21 protein-coding genes are annotated in these 26,121 nt (G+C 40.1%); 14 read left to right on the plus strand and 7 right to left on the minus strand.

Annotated elements, in window-relative coordinates; translation table 11 throughout:
* Positions 1–20: 20 nt before the first annotated feature.
* From NXS00_RS25230 to NXS00_RS25240, 3 genes are read right to left on the minus strand one after another with little or no spacing between them, the layout of a single operon-like run.
* On the minus strand, positions 21–1,751 hold the full coding sequence (locus tag NXS00_RS25230) for a hypothetical protein (RefSeq protein WP_258102075.1): 1,731 nt from the start codon (positions 1,749–1,751) through the stop codon (positions 21–23).
* The gene (locus NXS00_RS25235; protein ID WP_258102076.1) at positions 1,735–3,051 is read right to left on the minus strand and encodes an MFS transporter; all 1,317 of its coding nucleotides are present in this window, start codon (positions 3,049–3,051) and stop codon (positions 1,735–1,737) included. Before NXS00_RS25235 ends, NXS00_RS25230 begins: the two co-directional genes overlap by 17 nt.
* Positions 3,048–4,094 (minus strand): glycoside hydrolase family 130 protein, encoded by a 1,047-nt coding sequence (locus NXS00_RS25240; protein WP_258102077.1) that lies wholly within the window; start codon positions 4,092–4,094, stop codon positions 3,048–3,050. The genes NXS00_RS25235 and NXS00_RS25240 overlap by 4 nt, the downstream gene beginning before the upstream one ends.
* 191 nt (positions 4,095–4,285) lie before the next feature.
* Between NXS00_RS25240 and NXS00_RS25245 the strand changes: the two genes are divergently transcribed.
* The gene (locus NXS00_RS25245) at positions 4,286–8,377 is read left to right on the plus strand and encodes a hybrid sensor histidine kinase/response regulator transcription factor (RefSeq protein ID WP_258102078.1); all 4,092 of its coding nucleotides are present in this window, start codon (positions 4,286–4,288) and stop codon (positions 8,375–8,377) included.
* A gap of 85 nt (positions 8,378–8,462) precedes the next feature.
* Here NXS00_RS25245 and NXS00_RS25250 read toward each other — a convergent pair whose 3' ends face one another.
* Complete coding sequence (locus NXS00_RS25250) at positions 8,463–9,425, minus strand: aldo/keto reductase (protein WP_258102079.1); 963 nt, start codon at positions 9,423–9,425, stop codon at positions 8,463–8,465.
* Between the two features lie 100 nt (positions 9,426–9,525).
* Between NXS00_RS25250 and NXS00_RS25255 the strand changes: the two genes are divergently transcribed.
* Positions 9,526–10,362, plus strand: coding sequence for an AraC family transcriptional regulator (locus NXS00_RS25255; protein ID WP_258102080.1), 837 nt, complete (start codon positions 9,526–9,528; stop codon positions 10,360–10,362).
* A 362-nt stretch (positions 10,363–10,724) separates the two neighbouring features.
* On the opposite strand, the gene NXS00_RS25260 is transcribed toward NXS00_RS25255, so the two are convergent.
* Positions 10,725–11,354, minus strand: a complete 630-nt coding sequence (locus tag NXS00_RS25260; RefSeq protein ID WP_258102081.1) for a YceI family protein — start codon at positions 11,352–11,354, stop codon at positions 10,725–10,727.
* Positions 11,355–11,625: 271 nt separating this feature from the next.
* Between NXS00_RS25260 and NXS00_RS25265 the strand changes: the two genes are divergently transcribed.
* Positions 11,626–13,836, plus strand: a complete 2,211-nt coding sequence (locus NXS00_RS25265; RefSeq protein ID WP_258102082.1) for an FG-GAP-like repeat-containing protein — start codon at positions 11,626–11,628, stop codon at positions 13,834–13,836.
* Between the two features lie 125 nt (positions 13,837–13,961).
* Positions 13,962–14,336, plus strand: coding sequence for a VOC family protein (locus tag NXS00_RS25270; protein WP_258102083.1), 375 nt, complete (start codon positions 13,962–13,964; stop codon positions 14,334–14,336).
* A 129-nt stretch (positions 14,337–14,465) separates the two neighbouring features.
* Here the strand turns inward: NXS00_RS25270 and NXS00_RS25275 are convergent, their stop codons facing one another.
* A complete protein-coding gene (locus NXS00_RS25275; RefSeq protein ID WP_258102084.1) occupies positions 14,466–15,077 on the minus strand; it encodes a TetR/AcrR family transcriptional regulator in 612 nt (203 codons plus the stop codon).
* A gap of 53 nt (positions 15,078–15,130) precedes the next feature.
* On the opposite strand from NXS00_RS25275, the gene NXS00_RS25280 reads away from it, so the two are divergent.
* The 7 genes from NXS00_RS25280 (at position 15,131) to NXS00_RS25310 (ending at position 22,047) form a co-directional block, all read left to right on the plus strand.
* Positions 15,131–16,255: an FAD-dependent monooxygenase gene (locus NXS00_RS25280; RefSeq protein ID WP_258102085.1), complete on the plus strand. Its 1,125-nt coding sequence runs from the start codon at positions 15,131–15,133 to the stop codon at positions 16,253–16,255.
* A gap of 178 nt (positions 16,256–16,433) precedes the next feature.
* Positions 16,434–16,973: a TlpA family protein disulfide reductase gene (locus NXS00_RS25285; RefSeq protein ID WP_258102086.1), complete on the plus strand. Its 540-nt coding sequence runs from the start codon at positions 16,434–16,436 to the stop codon at positions 16,971–16,973.
* A gap of 364 nt (positions 16,974–17,337) precedes the next feature.
* On the plus strand, positions 17,338–18,075 hold the full coding sequence (locus tag NXS00_RS25290) for a hypothetical protein (protein WP_258102087.1): 738 nt from the start codon (positions 17,338–17,340) through the stop codon (positions 18,073–18,075).
* A 102-nt stretch (positions 18,076–18,177) separates the two neighbouring features.
* Entirely contained in the window at positions 18,178–18,981 is an 804-nt protein-coding gene (locus tag NXS00_RS25295) for a hypothetical protein (protein WP_258102088.1), read from the plus strand.
* Between the two features lie 379 nt (positions 18,982–19,360).
* Positions 19,361–20,116: a hypothetical protein gene (locus tag NXS00_RS25300; RefSeq protein WP_258102089.1), complete on the plus strand. Its 756-nt coding sequence runs from the start codon at positions 19,361–19,363 to the stop codon at positions 20,114–20,116.
* Positions 20,117–20,188: 72 nt separating this feature from the next.
* Positions 20,189–20,683 (plus strand): hypothetical protein, encoded by a 495-nt coding sequence (locus NXS00_RS25305; RefSeq protein WP_258102090.1) that lies wholly within the window; start codon positions 20,189–20,191, stop codon positions 20,681–20,683.
* Between the two features lie 374 nt (positions 20,684–21,057).
* Positions 21,058–22,047 (plus strand): HEPN domain-containing protein, encoded by a 990-nt coding sequence (locus NXS00_RS25310; RefSeq protein ID WP_258102091.1) that lies wholly within the window; start codon positions 21,058–21,060, stop codon positions 22,045–22,047.
* A gap of 50 nt (positions 22,048–22,097) precedes the next feature.
* On the opposite strand, the gene NXS00_RS25315 is transcribed toward NXS00_RS25310, so the two are convergent.
* Positions 22,098–23,054, minus strand: a complete 957-nt coding sequence (locus NXS00_RS25315; protein WP_258102092.1) for a Gfo/Idh/MocA family protein — start codon at positions 23,052–23,054, stop codon at positions 22,098–22,100.
* Between the two features lie 170 nt (positions 23,055–23,224).
* Here NXS00_RS25315 and NXS00_RS25320 point away from each other — a divergent pair, with 170 nt between their 5' ends.
* Genes NXS00_RS25320 through NXS00_RS25330 form a run of 3 tightly spaced genes read left to right on the plus strand, consistent with a single transcriptional unit; the run spans position 23,225 to position 26,120 of the window.
* Positions 23,225–24,688 carry a tetratricopeptide repeat protein gene (locus NXS00_RS25320; protein ID WP_258102093.1) on the plus strand — a complete coding sequence of 488 codons (1,464 nt, stop codon included), beginning with the start codon at positions 23,225–23,227 and terminating at the stop codon, positions 24,686–24,688.
* Positions 24,685–25,722, plus strand: a complete 1,038-nt coding sequence (locus tag NXS00_RS25325) for a CHAT domain-containing protein (protein ID WP_258102094.1) — start codon at positions 24,685–24,687, stop codon at positions 25,720–25,722. The genes NXS00_RS25320 and NXS00_RS25325 overlap by 4 nt, the downstream gene beginning before the upstream one ends.
* Positions 25,723–25,766: 44 nt before the next feature.
* A complete protein-coding gene (locus NXS00_RS25330; protein WP_258102095.1) occupies positions 25,767–26,120 on the plus strand; it encodes a DUF2200 domain-containing protein in 354 nt (117 codons plus the stop codon).
* Position 26,121 lies beyond the last annotated feature (1 nt).

Consider the following 26,121-nt stretch of genomic DNA (forward strand, 5'->3'; position numbering starts at 1 on the left):
ATTAATCCTTTTATTTTCAATCACTTATAAGCGACCACTTGATCATTCGCATAGTATTTACCATTGCTATATTCCACCTTTAATCCGTGTGGAATCTCTACCAATAGCACTGCTTCATCCGCTGGGATTTCGAATGAACCAACTCCTGAAATCCTTTCTGCTACCAGCGTATGAGAGATCGCGTCATAGAGGTCAATCGAACCGGCATTCTTGTTTTCATACTCCACTGTTTTGCTTTCCGCAAATGGGTTGAAGTAGAGATAAGTTGGGTAGTTGTTCGCACTATAGAAATCCGTAGCGTTACAATTCAACTGAAGAATTTTCTCCACGTTGGTTTGCTTGATAATAGCTCCATAGATCCCTGAATAGGCTGAACTGTAAAGACTAAACATGGATTCTTCTGGCTGTCCAGGCACCCAGTTGGGACCATCGCCTAATGCAACTGGCTCCACACCTTTCAATCGCTCTTTGCCATAAGCATCCGTCTTTCTTAGACCTTCATAAGCAACCACATTCTTTGTAATGCCTTTCTTTTCTGGTAGCCACTGATGCGCATCATCTATTTCGTATGGGTAGAATAATCTGGTAGAGTTGGAAGCGTTTAGCATCCACTTACCGATCGTTCTCGCATAAGATGGATCATACTTCACCATCGGAACCAGAGGCCAAGCCATGCTGTGAGTGTTCATCAAGAAGGCATAACCTCCGCCATCGATGATACTTCCTTGCAAGCCGTGAACATCATAAGGTCCCCATTTTTCAGAGATCACACCCCAACCGGTTCTTCCTCTTTCAGCTTTACAGCCATCGAAAGACCAATTCAAAATTTTCAGAATGTCATAGTTGGTGCCGTGCTCTGCATTTAATCGAGCAGCTACATATGCTCCAAAAGGAAGCAACACTTCATAAAAGCGGCTTTCTTTAAGATTTTCAAGCGCTTCGATTGCTGATTTGGCCCCAGCCAAATATTTCTCATCACCGAATTTGTTATAAGCACTTAGCAACACATAAGCATGACCGGCTGCTGCATCTTCCTGAGGTGGAATGTGATTGTTCATTCCCGTCATGGTGGAATAATCAAAGTACGAGTATTCGTAATTGCCATTCAATACAGAATCAGCTTTGTAGAACTGCTCAGCAACCGTGCGCTGGATATTCTCCGCATTCTCGACATTTGGAAAGAGGTCACTTACTCCATAAAACAACACGTTCGGATACACATCATACCACCAGTCACGACCATATCCACCACCCAGCATTGCAATATCTGGATTGGTGTTGTTCATGACGATGTTCCAGCCATTATCACTATTGAAATAGTTCTGAGCCATCTTCACGAAATTGTATCCGTTCTGATTAGTCTTATCAATTCCTGAAAGACCTGCACTCATCAATGCTCCAAGTGAAGTCAATGACTCATGAAAATCAGGATGTGCTTTGAAGCCCTGACGCACGTCACCAATAACTGTGTACATGCCATAAGTCACCTGATCAATGTTTCTTTTGGAGGAATCCAACCAAATCAATGGCATGTATTCACCTTCCTGATTGAAGTCAAAAGCATACTGATCGAAGTTGATCGCCTTTTCCTTCCACTTCAATTGCTTGTAGGGCTCAGGCTGATTTGGCATTCCTTCCACTCGGCTAATAGCTGTTTGGGTAATTTTCTGAGGTGCTTCACCACACCCACTGATGAGCAGTGAGGTGGTGATGGCAACCATTACATAATGTCTATTAAATAGTTGTTTCATTTGCTGCTGCTACTGCAATTAGAGGTTCTTCTTCTGTTTCACTTGATTTTCCTTCGTAGGCATCTGTCTGCTTCGTGATGTGTTTTGCCAATGGAATGGACAACAATTGCAACACTGCCACGACAATGAGAGAGTATTTCAGTGCGAATGTTTCTGACACATAAGTAGCCAGGGCAATGAACAATCCAAGTCCAAAGAATCTGCCCAGATACAAGCCAAACTCATGATTGAAGATGTAGGCAAACTCATTGCGCTTTTCCTTAGCAGAAACCACATCGATTACTCGCATTTGAATTGGGAAATACGCAATGTCATGAAGTGGCTGGAAGAGTACTTTACACAATACAAACACCATCACACCGATTGATGAAAATAGGATTCCGTTAACAAGTGTCCCTACAGTGAAAATGACTAAGCCAACCGATAGAATGGTAATACGATGCTTAGGTTTGGTCATTCGGCCGATGAGGTAGAGCATCACCGCAGTGAATGCCCCACTCACCCCCTGTATCAATCCTAATGAGCCCTCATCACCAACAAGTCTCATAATCAATATGGCTGGTGCGGTTACCAGGTAACCTTGCACCATTCCCTTGAGGCCAGCCAGGGCCATCAACTTGTTCCATAATTGATCAAACTTGAAGAAGAGGAATTTCTTTTGTGCGGGATTTTTGAAACGATCCCTATGAATAACAATACTGGAAAGGATTGTCAGAACCACCACGGCTACTGTCACCATGCGGTAACTCTGCACCATCTGCCCTCCAAACCAGCCATTTCTATTGGCAGCACCTAAAAACCAACCCACAGCCAACGGCACCAATATTGCCGTGATGGTGTAGAAGAAGGTCTCCAGTCCGTAGTAGTAATTTCTATTTTGATCGTTGGTTGTTCCAAGTGCAAGGTAATCTCTGTTTGCCCAGAAGAAACCAAATGAAGCTCCCATTAAAAATCCGGCAACTGCTACACCTTCAAAAGAAAGTGTCTCCAATCCCATCATCACGAACATGGATGCTCCACTCAACAGCATTCCGAAACTGTATAGATTGCTGATACGGAACCATCTCAATAAATATCCATTAATCATGAACGTGAAAGGAATTCCTGTATAAACTGTCAATTGATACAGCGCTACGATTTTTGGATCGTTGCTGCTTCGCATGATGTAAGCACCAACAAAGATTTCAATGACAGGCAACACAAAAGCGTAGATCATATTGGTCATCAGCAACACCTGCATGTCACGTGGCTGCTCTTTGAAGAAGGAAGTTTCCCTAGTTAGTTTGCCAAACAATTTCATACACCAAGAGATTTTAATATTTCACTTATGGACAGCTCGGCACCGCAGATCACTTCATCGCTTGCGCCGTAGTAAACGGTTACTTTATCACCATCTACCAGATGACCATTGGTAAAAACCACATTGCCGAAGAACCCTGTTTGCTCATATTCCACATTCGGCTCCATGATTGGCTCTTCGCTTCGTGCCAATACTTTGGACGGATCATTCAAGTCTAGCAACAAGGCCCCCAGACAGTAGCGATGGTTCTCATCTGCTCCATGATAGATTTCTAACCAGCCTTTTTCGGTCTTGATTGGTGCTGCTCCGGCTCCTACTCGAGCGCTATCCCAGTAACCTTTGCGAGAAGTAGCAATGCACTGGTGATTGCCCCAGTGCTCCAGGTCTGGAGACTCGGCAATCCAGATGTAGTTTCCACCTATTGAAGGACTACTCGGTCTGTGCAGCGCAAAATATTTTCCATTGATTGGCTCTTCGAACAACGCACAGTCTTTGTTATGCGCGGGGAAGATCATTCCCTTACGATCATAGTTCTTCCAATCTTTGGTGGTAATCAATCCCACACCAACTCCAGTTGGAGAAACCTTGGTATAGGTGAGATAATAGGTGTCTTCGATTTGAGAAACTCTACAATCTTCAATACCAAAAGTCTCCTGAGCACCTAGTGGAAAAACTGGCCCGTATGCAGGATCTTCTGAAAAATGAATGCCGTCTTCACTGGAAAGCAATCTTAAATGAGAGAGTGTGGACAAGTAGTGCTCACCATCGTATTCAAAGACACGCTTGTCACTATCGTCAAACTTCGGGTCGTCGTTGTTAAAAGTAAGTAGCTCCAACTGGCCCTCCTCGTTATATATAGGAAGCGTCGTTTTACCTTCTTCCTGCTCTGGTCGCTCTGCTACTCGCACCAAAAGCCAGGTTTTATTGTTAAACCTGAAAACTCCTGGGTTTAGTAAGCACTCGATCTTCACAGCAGGTGTACTCGGGGCTACATTATTCGGTACAAGAATTGGATTCTGCTGAAACCTTCTTGATATATCCATATTATTTAAATGAATTATTAGAAATCAATCAATACTGACACTTCATTCAAGTATCGTATTGCCAATTTCATAATTCGATTGCCACGATGTGTCCTCTATGGTTCAAATTGTGTTTACTATAGTCCAGAGCCTGAAAATTCCTCTATTTTCTTACTATTTTGGACACTTTAAATACCAGAGAGGACAAGCAGATGAGCAGAAAGCAATGGACGTGGGTGTATTTTATCATTTTCGTAATACTGGGAGTAGATCTACACGCCCAGGCGGACTGGCCATTGCAGCATGTGGACAAGCGATCAGGACTATCTAATAGTGCGATCAACTCGATTTACATGGATCACCGGGATTATGTATGGTTTGGAACCTGGGATGGGCTCAATAGATACGACGGTGCACAAATTGAGAGTTACAAACCGATCACTGAGGATACATTGTCTATCAGCAATAATATTGTCAGACAAATACTTGAAGATCGATTTCAAAATTTATGGATAGTAACGCACGATGGCATCAATCGCTATGATCGCAAACTCAATCAGTTTCATCGCTACTTCCACGACCTCAAGGACATTCCATTTCTGGAGAACAATTTAAAAGCGACTCTTTCTATAGATTCTACCTTATATATATCCCTGGTTGGATGGGGTGTCGGTCAATATGATGAAAAGAGAGATGAGTTTACTCTAGTCAAACTACCTGGAGCATCCAAAAACATTCATAACATCGGTGTACTTCAGGGAGTCGTTTATGCGATTGACGACAAGGGGCAATTATTTGCTACGGAAGGACCTAAAAAACCAACACAACTTAGCTGGTCGCCAAATGTCTTCTTCCAGCGATTTGTAGCCATTGACAACCGATTTTACTACTTCTATCAGTATCAATCTGGTCAATTACTTGTAAAAGAGCTAAAAGGAGGGGCCATTATTCAGGAATATACCATTGACACAGATCAAGCAATGATCACAGGACTTGGTAAAACGAAAGATGGCGAAGCGGTTTACCTGGGAACCAATGATGGTCAGTTACTCAAACTGTCCTTTGCAGGAACCGAAGTTCAAAGTAAAATCCTTAACAACAACATTTCAGCTATCTCAGACCGAAAGCTAAAAATCTTCTCCATTTATGAATCCCAGCAAGGAATTCTCTGGATAGGAACAGATGGTGATGGTGTCTATAAATATTTAACCAAGGACAGAGCCTTTATGCCAATATCAGAAGGTACCACAGGAGGAAAACTCTCTCACAGTATTGTACGCTCGATCTATTTGGATAAAAACAAAGTATATGCAGGAACACGAAGTGGTGGATTGAACATATTGATTCAATATGCTACCCAAACACTAAATAAAAGCAAAGGACTTAGCGACAATACAGTGCTTTCAATGGCACCAGATAAGCATGGAAATGTATGGCTGGGCGTAGACAATGAAGGTATTGACATGCTAGAAAATGGGACTGGTAAAGTACTGCACTTCCCAGAAGATTTCATCAATGCTCCTTCAGACCTATATTTTGGCTCGGTGTATAAGGTGTTCTTTGATGCCTATGGACATCTCTGGTTAGGAACAAGCGGATACGGAATCATCTACCTGGATATCGTCAAAAAAGGTACCGGACAATACGCGTTGAAAGAATATTACTCCATTACACCAGACCAGCCTTTTGGCAACATTGCTCTGAAAAGTAATATCGTGTATGCAATCACTTCCGAAGAAGCTAACATCCTTTGGTTTGGAACCAGAAATGGAGGATTGTATCGCTATAACTCTTTGACCAGAAAGTTTACTCACTCCATGGAAGAGGGTGAGAACAAACGCTATGCATTGAGCAATAACGACATTCTAAGTCTCTATTTGGACGACCACTTTAAGCTTTGGGTTGGTACAAGTGGTGGATTGAACAAAGTTAACCTGAGTGACTACTCTGTAGAGCAGTACAGCCAGTCTGAAGGATTGGCCAATAATACGATTCATGCGATACTGGAAGACAATATGAACCGCTTGTGGCTGTCCAGCAACAATGGCTTATTTGCCTTCACTCCTGCTACGAACACCTTCAAAAACTTCAACTGGACCGATGGGCTTCTGAACTATGAATACACCGACGGAGCCTATTATCATGATGTAAAGAACAATCTTCTTTACTTTGGCGGCACTAAAGGAATTGACATAGTTGATCCAACCAAAATAGACACGAGCAGCACCTTCCCTCGACTGGTAATTACTGACTTTGCTCTCAACAATGTTTCGGTAACACCAAGCGATAGTTCGACTATTCTTCAAACAAACATCGATTTTCAGAGATCCATTGATCTGACTTATGATCAGAACTTTTTGACCTTCCGGTTTACCACCCTGGATTATTGGCATAAACAACGATGTTCTTATCGCTATCGATTGGCTGGCTTTGATGATCGTTGGATAGAAATAGGCAGACAATCGAACATCAACCTCACCAACATTCCTCCGGGCGACTATACTCTTTTACTCAACAACAGCAACGAAAATGGTGATTGGAATCCTGAAATCAGGGAATTAGCGATCACAATCAACCCTCCATTCTGGGCAACTAACACCGCCTATGTGATTTATGGAATTCTGGCAATACTCGCGCAATTGGGATTGATTCAAATCTCCCGAAACAGAGCCAAACGCAAGAAAGCACGGGAAATCGAGAACCTTAAAAAGGAACAAGCCGACACGATACAGAAATACAAACTAGAGTTCTTTACGGATATCGCTCATGAATTCAGAACGCCACTGACTTTAATTCTTGGACCAGCAGTGAAGCTTTTGGAGAAGACCAAAGCCAATGCAGAACTCAACAATGCTGCACATTCGATCTATCGAAACTCGCTTCGGTTACAAAAGCTCATTCAGGAGCTCATTCAGTTTAGAAAAGTGGAGATGGGTAAAGAACAACTGCGCATTCGTCCAATCAATGTGATAGCCTTCACCGAAGAATTACTGCACAGCTTCCGTCAATATGCACTGGAGAAAGAAATTGCTCTTACCTATGAAGCTCCAGATGAACTTCAAGCGCAGATGGACTCTGACATCCTGGAGAAAATCCTTATCAACTTGATCAGCAATGCACTAAAATACACCGAGCAAGGAGGTAAAGTAGATGTGAAAATCTGGAATGAAGGTGATAACGTACATTTCTCCGTCAAGGATAATGGCATGGGAATCCCTGAAAATGAAGTCAATCGAATTTTTGAGCGATTTACCAGCATACATCATGAGAAGGAAGAACCGTCAGCTAACAGTGCAGGAATTGGATTATCGCTAACCAAGAAGCTCATTAACCTGCATCACGGAGAGATCAACGTAACCAGTAACACAGACGAAGGAACACAGTTCACCTTCTGGCTTCCAGGCAATCTCCCAACTCAGGAACAGCAACATCAAGATACGATAGACAATGCCATGCTCACCAGGCTCAATGACCATGTGCAGGCTGAGTTTTATCATAAAGACAATCTGGACAAGGAACTCATTAACATTAGTTTGGAACGCTTTGAGCATAACTTATTGATTGTGGATGACAATGAACAGATTCTAAGTTTACTGAAAGACATGCTGTCTCCTATGTATCATGTGACGTCTTGCACGAGAGCACAAGAGGCATTGAACATCCTGGAAAGTAAGAAAATTGATTTAGTCATCAGTGATGTGATCATGCCGGAAATGAGTGGCTATGATCTGTGTGATGTGGTTAAAACTAAAATAGAAACAAGTCATATACCTGTAATACTTTTAACTGCCAAAGGTGAACTGGAAGAACGCATTGAAGGATTGAAATCTGGAGCCGATGCCTACATTCCAAAACCTTTCCATCCCGATCACTTGAAGATCCGAGTAGAGAAACTAATTGGAACACGTGAGCTCTTAAAGAAGAAATTTGAATCGATTAATTCCCAAACAGAAGAGTTTTCTTCTTTTGGAATAGGTGAGAAAGATGATGAGTTTTTCAAACAAATAGATGAGTTCATCAAAGAGGAAATGAGTAATCCGCAGCTAGATGCACAGCATTTGGCCAACCATCTGGGAATGAGTAAAACCTCCCTGTACAAAAAAGTAAGAGCTTTGACTGGTCAAACACCACATGCTTTATTTAATCAATACCGATTAAAACGTGCAGCTTATTTGCTAACCAATTCGGATCTGAACGTTTCTGAGATCATTTACAAAACAGGATTCAACAGTCGATCCTATTTCTACAAATCGTTCCAGGAGATGTTCCAATGTTCGCCATCTTCCTATACTGGCTCTAAATAAAAAAAGAAACGCTACACACCGTCTGTGTGTAGCGTCCTAATCTAACCAAACTAAACTATATGATTTTTAAAAAATCCTTTATCCATTAAGCAGGCACCTCTACGGCACTTGCTTCATTCAGCAACTCGATATCTTCTACTGTCAACTCCAGTTTAGGAGCAGCGAAGATCGTTTCCAAGTGGCTTTTCTTAGTAGCTGAAGCAATTGGCGCTCCTACATTTGGTCTTGACAATAACCAGGCCAATGCTACAGTTGCCTGGGTGGATTGATGCGCCTCAGCAACCTTATCGAGCGCCTTCAAAACTCCCAAGCCCTTGTCATTCAAATATTGTTTTACGCTTCCGCCTCGAACACTCTTATTCAAATCATCTTCTGAGCGATATTTCCCTGTCAGGAATCCAGCCGCTAGTGACCAATAGGGAAATACAGTCATTCCATAGCGATCTGCCAACTCTGCATAATTTCCTTCGTAGTTTTTACGCTCCAGCAAATTGTAATGTGGCTGCAATGCCTGATATTTTGGATATCCCTTAGTATCAGAAACATCAAATGATTCTACCAATCGCTCAGGAGAAATATTGGAAGCTGCAATGTATCTTACCTTACCAGCTTTCACAATTTCATCATAAGCCTCCAGCGTTTCTTCAACCGGAGTTTTCTCATCGTCAAAATGCGTGTAATACAGGTCTATGTAATCTGTTTTCAATCTTGCCAAAGACTTATCTACAGACTCGAGAATATGCTTTTTACTGATATCCACAGGGTGTGTACCTGTTTCACCCCCTACTTTTGTTGCTAAGACAATCTCCTGACGATTGCCACGAGACTTCATCCAATCACCGATGATCGTTTCAGACTGGCCACCTTCTCCGCCATCTACCCAGTACGAGTACATGTCAGCAGTGTCCAGAAAATTGAAACCTCCATCAACAAAAGCATCTAATATTTCGAAAGACTCCTTTTGATCCAGTGTCCACCCAAACACATTACCTCCAAGGTTAATGGGTGCTATCTCTAAGTCCGATTCTCCTATTTTTATCTTTTCCATAATACACTGATGTAATGGTTAGTGTAAGAACGACACTTTAGAACAAATGTTAATGTAAGAATTGATCTTAAATTTGTACTTTTCCATCTTCTTATAAATTATGCATAGATACTTTAGTCGATACGCGCTCAACATCTTCAGAATTGACATGGATGAATGGGACTACCCCACGCATTCACACAATTTCTTCGAGATTGTTATCATCAGAGAAGGTTCTGGTAAGCATCGCTTAAATGATGTATCATTCGACTATGCCGAAGGTGATGTTTTTTTACTAACGCCAGAAGACCATCACGATTTTGTGATCGGAACACCCACTAGCTTTATCTTCATCAAGTTTACAGAACAGCTATTTGAAGAAAAAGAAGAATGGCAAGACAAGCTTTGGAAAAAACGCATCCAACAGGTGATCACTATGCCCAACACCATCCCTGAAAGTATCATCAAAGATGAAAGTGATCAAAAGTCCATTCGCGATCTGGCAGAGATCATGCTCAAAGAATTTGATGTGACCTCCACCCTCTCAAGACCACTTTTACTCAACCTGTTTAGCTCCATGTTCATCATTATGCTCAGGAACCTGGTGGGTAAGATTGCGACTATCAGCAAAGTAAAATTGGATGAACGTCAAAAAGTAAGTGAATTACTCACCTACATCCGTCAAAATATCGGAGCGCGAGACAAACTCACTCAAAAACAATTAGCCGAGGAGTTTAGCATTTCGCAGAACTATGTGAGCATTTACCTTAGAAAACACACCGGTATGCGTCTGCAAAATCTGATCACTGAAACTCGACTCAAAACTGCTGAAAGACTCATCAAACAAAGCAGTCTTCCCATGAGCCAAATTGCTGAAAAGGTTGGTTTCACAGACGGTAGTCATATGAATAAAATGTTTCAAAAATATCGAAAGGTGAATCCTAGTGAGTTGAGATAAACTTTTGAATTAAAATAGAACGTCATTCCACGACGAAACGAAGTGGAGATCCGGGAATCTCATCTTGCAAACATAAGTACCTAGACACTGGACTTAAGAACATACCTTTCATCACTCTGCCGTTATTACATGATTTAAAAGATGAAGAGACAAAAATCAATTGAATTGGCCCCAACCCTAAAGGGAGTCCAATTGATTATTTGCTTGATGCTGACATATAGGTTTTTGGTTCTATGTTTTAAAGAAAACCAAGAACTTTAAACCCTAATCCTATCGACTCGCGTCAGCGCATAAAAAAACCTGCGAAGCGAACTCCACAGGTCTTTTACATTCCTAATAATTATCTCGATTTATCGTACTATTTACTTAGCAACGATATCCAATTTGATTTCAATGTCATCAGACAATACATAGTCCTCTACGTAGTGCTCCCACTTAACGTCATACTTCTGACGGTCAAACACCAATACTCCAGAACCAGAGAATCCACCATCAAAAGAAACACTGCTCAAGTCAACAGTTTCTTCGCTTGTGATACCTCTTACTGTCAAGTCACCTACTAATTTGTTTCCTTCGTGAGACTTGATCGTAAAGCTAGCAGTTGGGAATTCTTCTACCAAGAAGAAATCACCTGTACTTAAATGAGCAACTAAATCAGATGCAGGATGTTCCTCAGAGTAAGACGCTGAATCCAAAGGCTGGATAGTTGTCATGTCGATAACGATCGTACCTCCAGTGATTTTACCATCTGCGCCTGAGATCGTTCCTTCTTTGATGTCAATCACTCCATTGTGACCATAAACACCTGCTACTTCACCTTTCCAGGCTACTGTAGAAGCTGCGGGATCTACAGCATAATCTGCTGCAGCAACCTCTGTAGATTCAGTTGGTTCTTCAGTTGTACTTTGTTCTTTAGCTCCGCCACCACATGCTGTCATGAAAATGGTCACGATTACAGCTAGTCCTAGATTGTTCAATAGGTTAGTTTTCATAATATTTTTCTAAATGATTATAGATAGATGTATATACATACAAAAGTAACTAATTAAATATCAATTAGTTTGAAGTAGTTGACATTTTTTAATTGGAAGAAGGGTTTAATTGAATAAGGAGTGGTAATTGGAAATATTTTTTAAATGAAATTAAACGTAGCAATCAATATATAATCTCACTATTAACATTCTAAACGTGAAATTGACTTGAAACTTATCCTTGAAAATGGTTAGATTCCAACTTCAACCATAACTGAAACTAATACCTCTAATGAAGAACAAGATTTCAATAGTTATCCTCTTAACTTTTTATCTGATATCAAGCAAAACCTCCGCTCAATTCAGTAAAGTAGAAGATGTTACCATTTCACAAGACAGTTTGGAATCACTAGGCATCTCCTGGGTTGATTTTGATAATGATGGTGACGAAGATTTATTCATTACCACTTCCTATTATTCGAATAAATCAAGAAAGGATGTACTCTATGAAAACAATGGTGATGGCACCTTTTCGAAATTTACGACAGGCGATTTAGTAAATACCGAAGGTACTGGAAGAAATACTACATGGGCAGACTACAATAATGATGGTTGGATAGATGTGTTTGTTGTTAACCAGCAAGAGAATTATTTATATCAGAATTTTGGCAATGGTATTTTCACAAAAAAAGAAGTTATTCCAACAAATACAGAGTCCACTGGAAGTGATCATCAAGGAGGAGCATGGGGAGATTTCAATGGTGATGGATATGTAGATTTATTTTTAGCTTCCTATAAGCTAACTGACGAAGCTGAAAATGTGCTATACATCAACCATCAAGATGAAACATTTACACCGATTCCGAATAGTGTGGTTACGACAAATGGATCTAGCCAAGACCCTACATGGATTGATTTTGACAACAATGGCACATTAGACTTGTTTGTACCTAACTATTGTGACGAAAACTATCTATATATAAATCACGATAATGAAAGTTTCGTCGAAAGCACAAACAATCAATTACTGATTTCCAACTGCTCAACTGGTTCATCCTGGGCGGATTATGACAATGATGGTGATTTCGATGTTCTTATCCAGAATAATGTCAACCAAGGCAATCAATTTTTTGAAAACAATGGTGACGGCACATTCACCCAGGTGAACAATGAACTAACCTCTCACAGCTCTAACTCCGCATCGTGGGGAGATTATAACAATGATGGTTTTATCGATTTAATCCTGGTAGGAAATGATGAGGATAGAAAAACTTACTTATTTCAAAATAATGGAGATAAATCTTTCACTGATGTTAGCGAAAATCAAGGCATTAACAATTCTAATTATTCATGGGGTGTTGCTTCTGGAGATTTTAATCAAGATGGTTTCCTTGACCTTTATATCGCTAATTCTCATGAAGACGGATACTCACCCTCAGATATATTATATCGTAACACCCCTAATGAAAATAATTGGATTAGCATCACCTTAATAGGCACAAATAGCAATAGCTCTGCTATTGGATCTGTTGTCAGAACTAAATCAAATAATAGTTGGCAATCCAGGGTTGTTCAATCCAAAACTGGTCATAATTCTCAGAGTTCACTCAAGGTACATTTTGGATTTGGACAGGTCGATAAGATTGACACAATAGTTGTGGAATGGCCCATGAAAGGGTTTCTACAAAAGCTTAATACAGATCCAAACCAATTCCTAACCCTTTCAGAAATCGACTTCCCCTCCGCTCCATACGAGAATAGTGCTGAAGCTTCAGAACCTTTTCAGGTGACCTTAAGCTGGTCTGACACTGCTTCTTTAGGGAGTAATTTCAGACTGGAACGTTCTATTGATTCTATACATTTTCAGCTAATTGCGTCAAATATTGAGGGCAATAATTACATGGATGAAAATCTTGAAGGAGGTTTCACTTACTATTATCGTGTGGCGAAAAACATTGAAGGAGGATACTCCTGGTATTCGAATATTAGTCAACAATACATTAAAACGGAGCAAACAATTAATTTTGAAGCCATTTCAGACAAATTACTGGGGACTCAGTCTTTTGAACTTATTGCTCAGTCAAGCAGCAACCTAGACGTAGCATTTTTTATTGACGAAGGAGAAGATTATGTAACGTTGAATGGAAATCAAGTAACCATACAAGATATTGGTCATGTTCGTGTTGGAGCCTTTGCAGAAGGAAATGATGAATATCTCGACTCTGACACGATCTACCAGGAATTTGAGATTTTAATACCACTTTCCTTAAACACCAGTTTAATCCAAATATATCCGAACCCTACAAAAAACTACATGTGCATAGTACTTCCAGAAAAAGAATTGAGAAAGTCGATTTTGACACAAATTTATTCTTTGGATGGATCACTTATAAAATCAGAATATATTGGACAACATCACAACATAATTAATTTGTCTGAACTAAAAGAAGGTGTCTATTTTGTACATATAAACAAACAGGTTTTCACCATTCTTAAAGAATAGCAAGGATATCTTTTCCTATGCTATTTTCTTCTCACTTGCTGCTTCCACAAAACGGTTTATTTTATTCAAAACGGATTAAAATCATACCTTTAGTTCAGGTGTCCAATCAAAATCACCCCCCTACCATGAAAAGCAAATACTCCCATGCTGCATCCATCTTCCCGGTAGATGATCCGTTAGCAACAGCTGTATATTATCGGGATGTATTGGGATTTGAGATCCGCTTCCAGTGGGGAGATCCGCCTGACTATGTGGTAGTGAACCGGGATGATGAGGTAAGTATACACTTCTCCAAAAAGCAAGATGATTTCGCACCATCAACAGCACATATCTCACTGATGATATTTGTGAATGACATTGATGCCCTCTATGAGGAATATCAAAAGACTGGAGCAAACATTACCAATCCAATTGGAGACCGAGAATGGGGAATGCGAGACTTTGACATTACGGACCCCAATGGATTTATTATTTCGTTTGGTACAGAGATTCCTAAATAAACCAGACCAATGAGTACGTTCTTGTTCACTTTCAGACTCAACATTAAGTAAATACAACTCCTAACTTCTTAGTAAAGCAGATTTCAATGATCATAAAAAACCAAATCAATGACATAAAGTAACTGTCATCTAAGTCGCAATCTCCAAATATTGCTCCTTCCCTTTTGGCGTGAGGTATGGGTAGATAATCTCAAAGAGCAAAGCGTGGTAATGTGCTACTTTAGAGAGACTTTCACCCTGAAAAAAATCCGCCGCACTTATCCAGTTATCTCCTAAAATATTCATGCGCTCATGCAACCTCTCGTATTCGCCTACCAGCTCTTCCTCTCTCATAAGGCCACCCGAGATCATATGCTGAAAAAGTGATAAAAACTGCTCATTACGCATTTTCTGTAGTTGATGATAATGCTGTTTCAATTCCTGATCGGATTCCAAAACCTGATACAGGTCTCTCGTAATAAAACGATAGGCATACAATACCTCCATGGAAATAAGTGAACTCTTACTCAAATAAGAAAGTATTGGCTGTTCTCGAGTTAATTGTTGCATTGCATCGTTCATTTGATCTACGAGATCATAATACAATTGTCTTATAATTTCTCCTTTGGTCTTAAAATGGTAATTCAGATTACCCTGACTGATACCAAGTGCCCCGGCAACCTTTCTGAGCGTGACCTCCTTTACTCCCTCATTATTGAATAACTCCAACGCCTTCACCAGTATTCGCTCCTTTGTTTTCATAAAATTAGTACACTTGACCTATTTTAGTATATTTAACCTAAATTAATAAACAAATGGAAATTTCAATCATAGGAGGCGGCATAACAGGACTTACTACTGCTCTGGCATTGCATAAGAGAGGTATCTATTCTACGGTATATGAGCAAGCTGATCATCTCAATGAAATAGGTGCAGGAATCTGGTTGCAGCCAAATGCCGTACAGGTATTGCGCTGGCTGGGTATATATGATGAAGTTTTAAGCAATGGATGTATTCTTAACAAAATGGAGATCACTTATCCTAACCTCTGTCCAATCAAAAAAATCCAAAACCATGTGGTTTCTGACCATCATGGCAATCAAACAGTGGCTATACATCGGGGTAAACTTCAACAAATCCTCTATGATCAATGTGCCAAATTAGGCATCATCGAATTAGGTATGCCCTACCTGCATTACGAGACTACAGACCAACACACAACGCTACATTTTAAAGATAAATCCGTTCAAACGGATATCGTATTGGGTGCAGATGGGATCAGGTCCAAGGTTAGAGAATCAATGAAAATAGCCTCAGTTTATCGACCTACTGGGCAAATTTGCACCCGAAGTGTCGTCACCTATAATCTACCGGATCATTTAAAAAATGAAGGCAAGGAAGTTTGGGGAAATAAACGCCGCTTTGGGTTCTCTCAACTATCAGATGATTCTGTTTACTTCTTTACCGTACTGAACAAGGAAATCAGTCCAAAATCAATCACCAAAGAATCATTATCCAAGCAATTTGATGACTTTGACCCGATAGTGGCCTCCCTCATCAATGCTTCTGGAAATATGCACACTACGGAACTCATGGATCTGAAACGATTGAACACCTGGCATACCAGCCATGCATGCCTACTCGGTGATGCAGCGCATGCCACTACCCCCAATATGGGACAAGGTGCATGTCAGGGAATAGAAGATGCCTATTACATCAGCGATTCACTAAAAAAATTCAAAAATCCTCAAGAGGCTTTCTCAGTATTTGAGCACCAAAGAAGGAAAAAAGTAGACTATGTCGTCAATAACTCCTGGCGCTTTGGAAAGCTTGTTCATCAAAGAGCAGGGCAACTAGCACTTAGAGGAATGATGAAAATGACTCCTGAAAAAGTAATGAGCAAACAAATGAATGCATTATATAGAGTGGAAGGCTTGTAGCAATACAGAGGACTGCACCGGCACCACAAATTGGAAACTCCTTCAATGCTACAGGATTACAAATCCTTCATCCCACCACTTTGGGATTACAATTCCCGAAATGCAAAATGATTCAATTAACTTTTCAGTTATAAAAACGCTATAACGTCGTTATACCTATAGAATCATTTTACTAGCCATGAAATTAACTATCTCCACCCTATTGCTTTTTTGTTCCATCTACTCCTTCAGTCAAAAAGCTTTCCCTGATGTCTACCAAACCAAACAAGGATTTGAAATGGGTTCTCAAATCAGGGAGTTATCGCTCTACTCTTTGGATAGCCTTACTTTTGATGCCACTGACTTACAAGGCAAAGTGGCGTGGATCAACTATTGGTTTGTAGGCTGTGGAGGATGTAAACAAGAAGAGCAAGTCCTGAAAGAACTAAGCGAATACTTTAGCACGAACAATAAAGTACAGTTGATATCTATTACCCCTTCCAGCCCTGAAAAAGTTCATGCCTACTTTGACAAATTCGGAGATTTCGGATTCCCAGTATATACGGTCGATGGATTCAAAGAAGTGAAAAAGACCTTTAATGTGAGGAGTTATCCGCACAATCAATTAGTAGTCGATGGAAAAGTCGTCGAAAACCTCCTCGGCCCACTTGTATATGACAACATGAAAGAGTGGATGATCAAAAGGATTAATGAGGAAGTAGAGAAGTTGAAGAAGTGATTTCAATAAGCTCTATTAACACTTTAGTTATTAGACAACAAACATTAGTGCCATATTTGGAGCCAAATAATGAGCACACCAGACTTAGGTATTAGAACCCCAAAAGAACTTATTCCCGCCACTGGCTCTGTACCTCAGGAGTAAAACTTACCTTCGAATTTTATACGAGAGTAATTCTCAGCCTTTTTTACACTCGTTACAGAAAAAGGCATCCATATTCAGGCAAGGTCAAATCACAACTCTAAAACTTAAAACACAGAACATACAAACCTGCCGGAGTGAAGCATAGGCAGAAATCCAATTAAGAAATAACTCCTAAATCACACTTACATCTTTTATAGCAATCTGCATTACTTTAGTCTCTATGTTTTGGAATACCTCAAAGTCACCGATTACAGCTGAAGACGAAGAATGGATCAAAGCCTGTTTTCACTGGTTTGAAGAGACTTTTCATGTCAACCTTCGTGAAGTAGAACCTTACGCTCCTACCAAAAGCTTCATTGGTTTCGACTATCATGGAAAAGAGGACGAAGTACTGAAGCTAGTTGATTTGGTAGCTGACAAAATGAACGTTCAGCAAAACAGCTCCATTCAGGTATACTTCTATGAAGAATTCCAACCAATGGAATTTACTGATGAAGGTGTGCTTTCTCACTATGAGGAAAACTCACAACTCACCAATGGGCGCTATTCCAAACTGGTAGATGGAGTATATGAAGTTGGTATCGAGCGCACGTTGATTAAGAATCCAATTGCCTTGATTGCAACCATCGCTCACGAAGTAGCACACATTAAACTTCTCGGAGAAGGCATTATTGAAGAAAATGACGAGCCCTTGACAGATTTGGTAGCTTCACTGTTTGGCTTTGCTGTTTTCCTTGCCAATTCATCCCTTATTAAAATGACCACCTGGTCTGGCAATACTCATACTGGCTGGAAAATGGGCGGTGGCGCTGGGTATCTCCACCATAAATTATATACCTTTCTTCTTGGGTATTGGCTACATCATCAGGAAAAAACAAGCTCAGACTGGTTTGACTGGCTTGAGAAAGAAATACAGACTGATATCAAGAAAACACTGAAATACCTTAACAAGAAATAGTTTAAGCAACCTGATAGAGAAATCGCCAGATCAAAACCAAACTGAATTTGAGATCAATGCGAACGAAATCTGATAATGACACCTTTTAAGCCCTTTGACATAATGATTAAAATTCTTTCATCTCTGATATTCCTTTTAATTGCATTCCAATCAGTCGCTCAATCTAACATAAGTTATGTCTTTTCACTTTCGCCGAATTATAACTACAGATCTTATAAAGAAGTAAAAAACGATAATTCCAATTCAGATAAGGCGAATTTTGACACTTTTAAGAACTATTATGATGACAGAGAAGACCCTCAAGTTGGCATAAGTTCTTTTGTAGGATTCTCTTTAGATTTAAAAAGGAAAGTCAAGTTAACAACTGGTCTAACGTATAAGTCCCTCTTTGAACGAGTTTCGGTCCCAATTCCAGAGGCCATTTATCAATACAATGGATCACTTGGGTCCTTCTACGGAAACAACCCTGAGGTGAAAAAATTTAATAACACCTATCAATATTTGGGAATACAAGTGATGGGCGCTCATAACCTTGTGGAACGAAACAAGTACGTTATAGGTATCGAAATAGGTGCCGAAATAGACAAACTAATAAACTATAAAATTGGGAGTCATGAAATTCCATCCATGAACCATTATACAAATTCGGATGTGAAGTATCAATATTCAGACCCTCAGCAAGTTACCTTGAATTTATGCGGAGGTCTCATGTTTGAATACAAGCCTAATGAAAAAATCAGCCTCTATTCTTCTCCGCAATTCACGAGATACATTACTCCAAATGTGACGTATGACATACCCGTTGGGGAAGACAGCAATATGAAGATCAACCAGTTCAATTACTTCGCTGAAATTCAGTTTGGAATAATCTTCAAAAACCTAAGGACTAAATCCCAGAACTCATAAGACTTAAGCAAAATCAGGTTGAGCGGAGCTCGGTAGCCAAAAGCCAACCTACCTGCCAGAGCGCAGCATAGGCAGCAAACCTTAAAACCTAGAACTTAAAATCCACCAACTTAAATTAGTCCTAAACTTTCCCAAAATCCTCTTCCCTACTTTCTGGTATTTTATTTGGCAACCAACACTTGGCCATATGAATATGGATTAAAAGAGTTATTTTCAAAAAAACAGTGAATGTTAATCCGCTTGTAAACGATTATAGACGGATACAAATGGATATCTAATTATTAGTGAACTACTTACAAGATTTCAACCTGTTTCTCTTACAATTAGATAAAACGGAAAGTGCACGTTACATTTATAGATAGACAAAATCTGAATCTGCTTGGATTTCTTGACTGATAATATAAAGACGATACTACCATTAATCGGAACACTTGTTGGTGTTCTGGTCGGTTGGCTTTTGAATGAACTTCGAGATCATTTCAAGGTTAAAAGAGAAAATAGAAAGATCATAAATTCAATTTTATTTACTCTTTTAGAAATAAGGTTTGTCCTTACTAAAACCAAACTAGACGACTTTATACCATCACTCGTTGAATTTCTTCAAAAGAGTTTCCCTGGAGAAGATATAAAATCGATTCAACCAATAATAAATCAAATGTTCAACATATTCCTTCAAAAAGAGCTTTCTGAAAAGCTGGGAAATGATATTGGAAAGATCGAGGCTAAATATAATGATTCAATTAAAGAGCTAGCTTCAATAGAACCCATTTTGGCATACAGTATCAGTGGAAAAACACAATTATATAATTATTTGGAGTTTCTGGAAGATTATACAGGTAAGGTGGATGAATTATTTAAGATGGAACTCAACAATACCGAGGAAGCATTTAATTTTAACTCATTGAAAGAAGTTTTAACAAATTCTGTTCAACCGATACTGTATAATGAGGCACTCCAAACAGTAACAGATGATATCCTTCAAGTATCAAGAAAAATAGGTTTACGATATTATTTCTCAACAAAAAAAGTGATTAAACGTCAAGACTCTTTGATTATAGCCGACGAGTTGGAAAATCTCCTAGGTGGTCATTTAAAAGTCATGTTGACGCCACTAACTCAATCAATGTCCAACTAGCACTGAAAGTGCATATGTCATTCTGCTCCTAGGCTTCTTCAGTCCAACTTGAACACAATAAGAAAATGATAAATGCGAAGAGATCTTAAAAAGGAAATTGAGTATTTCAAAATGCGACATCCCTCAAGGATTTATGTTAGTAAGTCTTTTCCATACCTAAAGTTCAGGAGCGTATTTACCAACGAAAAACGGTTCATTAAAAAGGTATTTAAAAAGGAAACTGTCAACGAATTTGCTGAAGTAAATGTTGAAATCGTCCTACGTGAATCTAGTCTTTTTGCAAATAAGTATCAAATCAGCGCTATAATCTATTCAATTAAGGATACTAACCTATTGGAGTTTACACTGCAAAGATTCATTGAAGACGAAAATGAAAAAGCAACTCCAGTTAAAGAATCAGCAATCTCTTTCAGTCAAGAGGAATTTACAGCACTAATTAAATTCTTGAGCGACCTCAAATTTCTAGACTTCTCCAACAAAGAGAGATTTGTTGTTGAAGAAGGCACTCTTCCAAAGAGAAAGATTTTATTGAATCTTTCGCCTCAGTTGGTGTTGCTCACCAACTGACGAGATGAAGCTAGCCTGCATGAGCCCACCGATTGTTGGTCACAAGACCCAACAAGAGCAAGGCAGGTACCTTAAAACATTAAACTCAAAACTTAGAAACTTTATTTTGTCCTAAACTTTCCCAAAATTCTCTTCCCTACTTTATGGTATTTTATCTGAAGATCAAGACCTTAGAATGAGCAAATGGAGTAAAAGCGGTATTTTGAAAAAAAGCATTGAATGTTATATCCGTTAGTAAACGATTATAGACGGATACAAATGGATATCTAATTATTAGTGAACTACTTAATAGATTTCAACCTGTTTCTCTTACAATTAGATAACATGCACAGTGTAAGTGACATTTTTAATACAAGCCAACTGTATATCATAAAATGAGACTTGATTTCGAAGTATATATCCCATTTAGTAAAGTTGACGATGAAGCTGATTCTTTTACAACTGAATTGACAAATGAATTAATTGAACTATCTGGTAAGATAAAAATTCCATTGGATGACTTTGGATTTGCAATGGTTAAGGTTCATAAAATTGGTCAGGGAAAAATTGATAAATTAAAGAAAACATATCCGACATATTTTAAGCATGAGTTTTTGGACTTGCTACATTTTGAAATTAAGGTTGATTTTGATTCAATATTTAAGTTTAGTGATTCAGTAATGCCTTCTAGAATAAGTCAAGACGACTTAAATCGTGGATTGCTTACATCAATTACAGAATCAAGATTCACGAATTTTATAATTTTTACCCAGCTTGCATTACCGGGTTCTTTAAACACTGAAAAAGGACTGATTTTAAAGGACAGTATGTACTACCATGATTTCAAACAGTTAAGTACAAGCTTGGTCGGAATCGCATATGATAAAAATAGCACATGGCCTCATACTCAAAGATTATCTATTCTTAAAGTATGGGAATATATTACAGATAAAACAACAATTCTGACAGACAAATCAAATTCAAACATTGAAAACGGATTGAACGCTTTCACATATTTATTTGATTATTCAACAAATACAATGCACAATCTTTTCTGGGCAATGTCAGGAATTGAAGCTTTATATGCTCATGGAGACCTTGGCATTGGATATCAGATTGATAAAAAAGCAAAGTTATTTTTGGGAGAGCCAAATGAATTTAAAAAGGTTCTAACTAAACTGTATAATTTTAGATCAAAGTTTATTCATGGAACTATGAGCATTCCAATTAATAATGGGTGGCTTTCGAATGATGACCAAGACCAATATGATAACGAGTTTTATGATATGGAATGCACTGCAAATAGACTTTTAACAGCAACTTTGCAAAAAATAATTGACAGTGATTTAAAAACTTTTGAGTTTGAATTTAAACTAAAACAATAAACACTCCTTTCGGGATTACAAATCCCCAATAGCTTCATAAACACCTCAACTCAAAACTTACCACTAACCTTCGCCATTAACTCCTGCAGCTTCGCTGAGTTACTGTGCGGCATAATGTCGGACTGTTTCTTGCCATCAAGGATGTCCTGGCTTACAGCTTGTAGTTCGTGGTTAAAACCAATGCTCTTTCGGCCGTCGTTGAAGTAGTCGATCTGCTCATCTCCTTGGTAGAGGAAGCACTCGGAAGCCTTCCAGAAAAACGGAATGCGAATCGTAGCTTCCGTGCCTATCACAAACAGGTTGTTGTTCAGTTTGCTGCGGAAAGAAGTCGCCAGGTTAGCTGTTTCATCTCCATAGTCAAAGAGGATGTTCACGTCATCATCCACTCCGGTGCTTGCCTTGTGGCAGATCACGTGGAGTTCCTTCGGGTCTTTACGCATAAATAGCCATGCCATGGCTATTGGGTAAATGCCCATATCCAGTAGCGCACCACCAGCAAGTTTGGGACTATACATTCTACTCTCTGCATCAAAAGGCACTGCATACCCAAAGTCGGCTTTTACCTGAACGAGTTTTCCGATGCGGCCTTCATTCACCCACTGCTGGGCTTTCTGGATCGCCGGATGAAAATAAGACCACATCCCTTCCATGAGGTAGCAGTCCTTTTCTTGTGCGAAAGCTCTCAGTTCTTCAAAATCTTGTGGATTGACCGTGATCGGCTTCTCACAGAGTACTGCTTTTCCAGCAGTCAAAGCTGCTTTGCTGTTTTCAAAGTGGAAGTTGTGCGGCGTTGCCACGTAGATGGCGTCTATCTCCGGATCTGCGTAAAGCTTTTCATAGGAATCATACGCCTTGACCAGTCCAAAACGGGTGGCAAACTCGTCTGCAGAACTTTGTGACCGGGAAGCTACCGCTACCAGCTCGGCATTGTCCACAAATTGAAAATCTGACGCAAACTCACCGGCTATTCTTCCGGTGCCGATGATTCCCCATTTTACTTTTCGCATGTCTAAATTTATCAATTCTTCCGAAACTGGATTCATTGACTTTGCTCTTAGGAAAGCGTAGTTTTATCCAAATGACGTCAACCCTCATCAAAATCATCCTCTCACTGTTTTGCAGTGCATTGTTACTCGTGGGTCACGCCCAATCCTGGGAGCAAACCAACCGGCAAGCAATGAGCTATTACCAAAATGGCGATTTGGATCGAGCATTAGAAGCCATCGATCGGGCCATTGAATTGAGTGCTCCTCAGTCTAGTGAACGGTTGATTAGTTGGACCAACAAAGGATACTTCCTTTCAGACAAATCGGATTTAACCAACAGCATCTGGCACTTCCGGCAAGCGAGTGATCTGGCGAATCGTCTTTACACTTTACCGCATATCGCGCAAACCGATGCTTACACCAATTTGGTGAATGCTTTCCTTCAATCCGGGAGACTGGATAGCGCCGAGTTTTACCTGCAAAAAGCGTTGCCCAACCACAACTCCATCCAAACGAAGAACCCTGCTCATTATGACAGTTCATATGCAGAGATTACTCGGGCGTTGATCTTGATGAATGCAGCAGAGGCTTCTCTCTATTACCGAAAAGGTTTGTTGGGACAGGCAATTCAGTCACTGCAAAGTCAGATTGCCTTGATTCGTAAAGTCTATCTCAACTACGAGTCGTCCACGGATTATCAAAAGTCTCTTAACAACCTGGTGACGTACGAACTCGCAGCTGGTCAACCTGCTGAAGCCAAAGTCTATGCACTGGAATATTGGGAGTTGGTTCAGGAAAATGAAAATGCTCTCGATCAGGTTTATGCCTTGCTTAATCTGGGAAGCGTCTATCGGGAGTTAGACAATTACGACTCTGCCTTATATTACTGGGATCTGGCACAGCGCATCTCCACCAACAATGGATTGGAGCAACGACCCGTTCACTCTTCCCTCCTCAACAATCTTGGTGAAATGCTTTTTGAGTTGGAGATCTACGATCAGGCCATTAGCTATTTTGTGCAATCTCTCGCTATTCAGTCGAGCAAACCCTTAAAAGATCCAATCACCTACCAAACAACACTCTACAACCTGGCAGAGTGCTATCGTTGGAATGGCAACTACCCTGAAGCAGACGAAGCTTATCAAACTTTAATTGCAGACCTGATTGAGGACATCCAACAAAACTTCACTTACCTGAGCGAAGCAGAGAAACTGATCTTTTATCAAAAGCAACAGGGATTCATTCAGAGCTATCTCTCTTTTGGGTTGGAGATTTCCGGAGTATTGCCTTTGCAAGACAGTGACGATCCTTACATCAATGACCAGATCGCGGGATCGCTGTACGATCTACAGCTGACAACCAAAGCCATCATTCTCAACTCCAGCAGGCGCATGAAAGAACGAATTCTAAGCAGTGGCAATGCCGAGTTGATTGCGAATTACGAAAACTGGGACCGATTGAAGAATCTGTATGCGAGCATGCAAACCAGCGAATCAACCGCAGAAAACATTCAAACCATCAAAGAGCGAATAGAGAACACAGAAAAGTGGTTGGTGGCTCATTCGCAGAACTTCAAAACGGGCTTTGAAATGAAACAGATGGATTGGCAAACCATCCAAAATTCGTTGAAAGCTGATGAAGCAGCTATTGAGTGATTCGGTTACTGGATGGATTGGCGTATTTGGCATTGATAGTTACTCCTGAAACCAGCGAGCAACCCAAAATGGCATTGGTGCTGAGCCGCAAGTCGAAACATTTGGAAAAGGAATTGTACCAGGGCTATCACAACTCCATGTTGTATCAATTGGAAGATAGCCTGAGCTACACCGTGTATTGGCAACCGATTGGCGATGCGCTCAAGTCTCTGCATCCAAAGCAACAGTTTCCAAAACGCATTTACATTTCCAATGATGGCATTTACAACCAAATCAACTTGCAGTCTCTGCAAGATCCAAAGACTGGAAGGTATTTGCTTGAAGAAACCGAAGTAGTTCCATTGACCAACACCAAAGAGCTGCTAACTCAGAAAGTGCAGACTAAATCCAAAGAAGCCGTTTTAATTGGCAATCCGCAATTCAGCAATAGTTCGGCTCGTCAACCATTTAGTGATCTTCCCGGTACGGCGGAAGAAATCAAACAACTTACTAACGAACTGCAAAAAGCCAAATGGAACACGATTCCCTACATTGGCTCACAAGCGACTAAAGACCAGTTATTAAACAGTGACAATCCACGAATTCTGCACATTGCCACTCACGGGTTCTTCACGCCTACCAATTCCACTCAATGGTCCTCCCTAACAGAAGCCATGCTCGGATCGGGAATCGCATTGGCCGGAGCCAATGATACCAACCAGGGATTAATCTCTGCTTACGAAGTGACCAACATGTCTTTGGATCAAACAGAACTAGTCGTACTATCCGCATGCGAAACAGGACTTGGCACCAACAATGCCGGTGAAGGAGTGTATGGATTGCAACGCGCTTTGCATGTCGCTGGGGCACAACATCTGATCATGAGCTTGTGGAAAGTAGACGATCAAGCCACGCAAGAATTGATGACGTTGTTTTATTCCAACTACTTGAAATCAAACGCTATTCATCAGTCATTCCGAAAGGCTCAGCTGCAACTGAAAGAAAAATATGCTCATCCATATTACTGGGGAGCTTTTGTGTTGACCGGTAAATAATTACCCAACAATCCCTTAATTTTAGCTATTCAACGCATCCAATTATGAAGAACAACCATCGAATTTATGCCATGGCTTTTGCCGGAGTGTATCCGCACTACATCACCAAGGCAGAGAAAAAAGGTCGTACCAAAGAAGAAGTGGACACCATCATTTATTGGCTGACCGGTTACAATGAGCAAGACCTTCAGCGTATTCTGGATGACAAAACCAACTTCGAAACGTTCTTCGCTGAAGCACCTGAGCTAAACCCGAATGTATCCTTGATTAAAGGTGTGATTTGTGGCTATCGGGTGGAAGAGATAGAAGATCCGCTCATGCAAAAAATCCGCTACCTGGATAAGCTGGTTGATGAATTGGCCAAAGGCAAAGCCATGGAAAAGATTCTGAGAAAGTAAC

It is taken from the genome of Marinoscillum pacificum, assembly GCF_024714495.1.
Taxonomy (GTDB): Bacteria; Bacteroidota; Bacteroidia; order Cytophagales; family Cyclobacteriaceae; genus Marinoscillum; species Marinoscillum pacificum.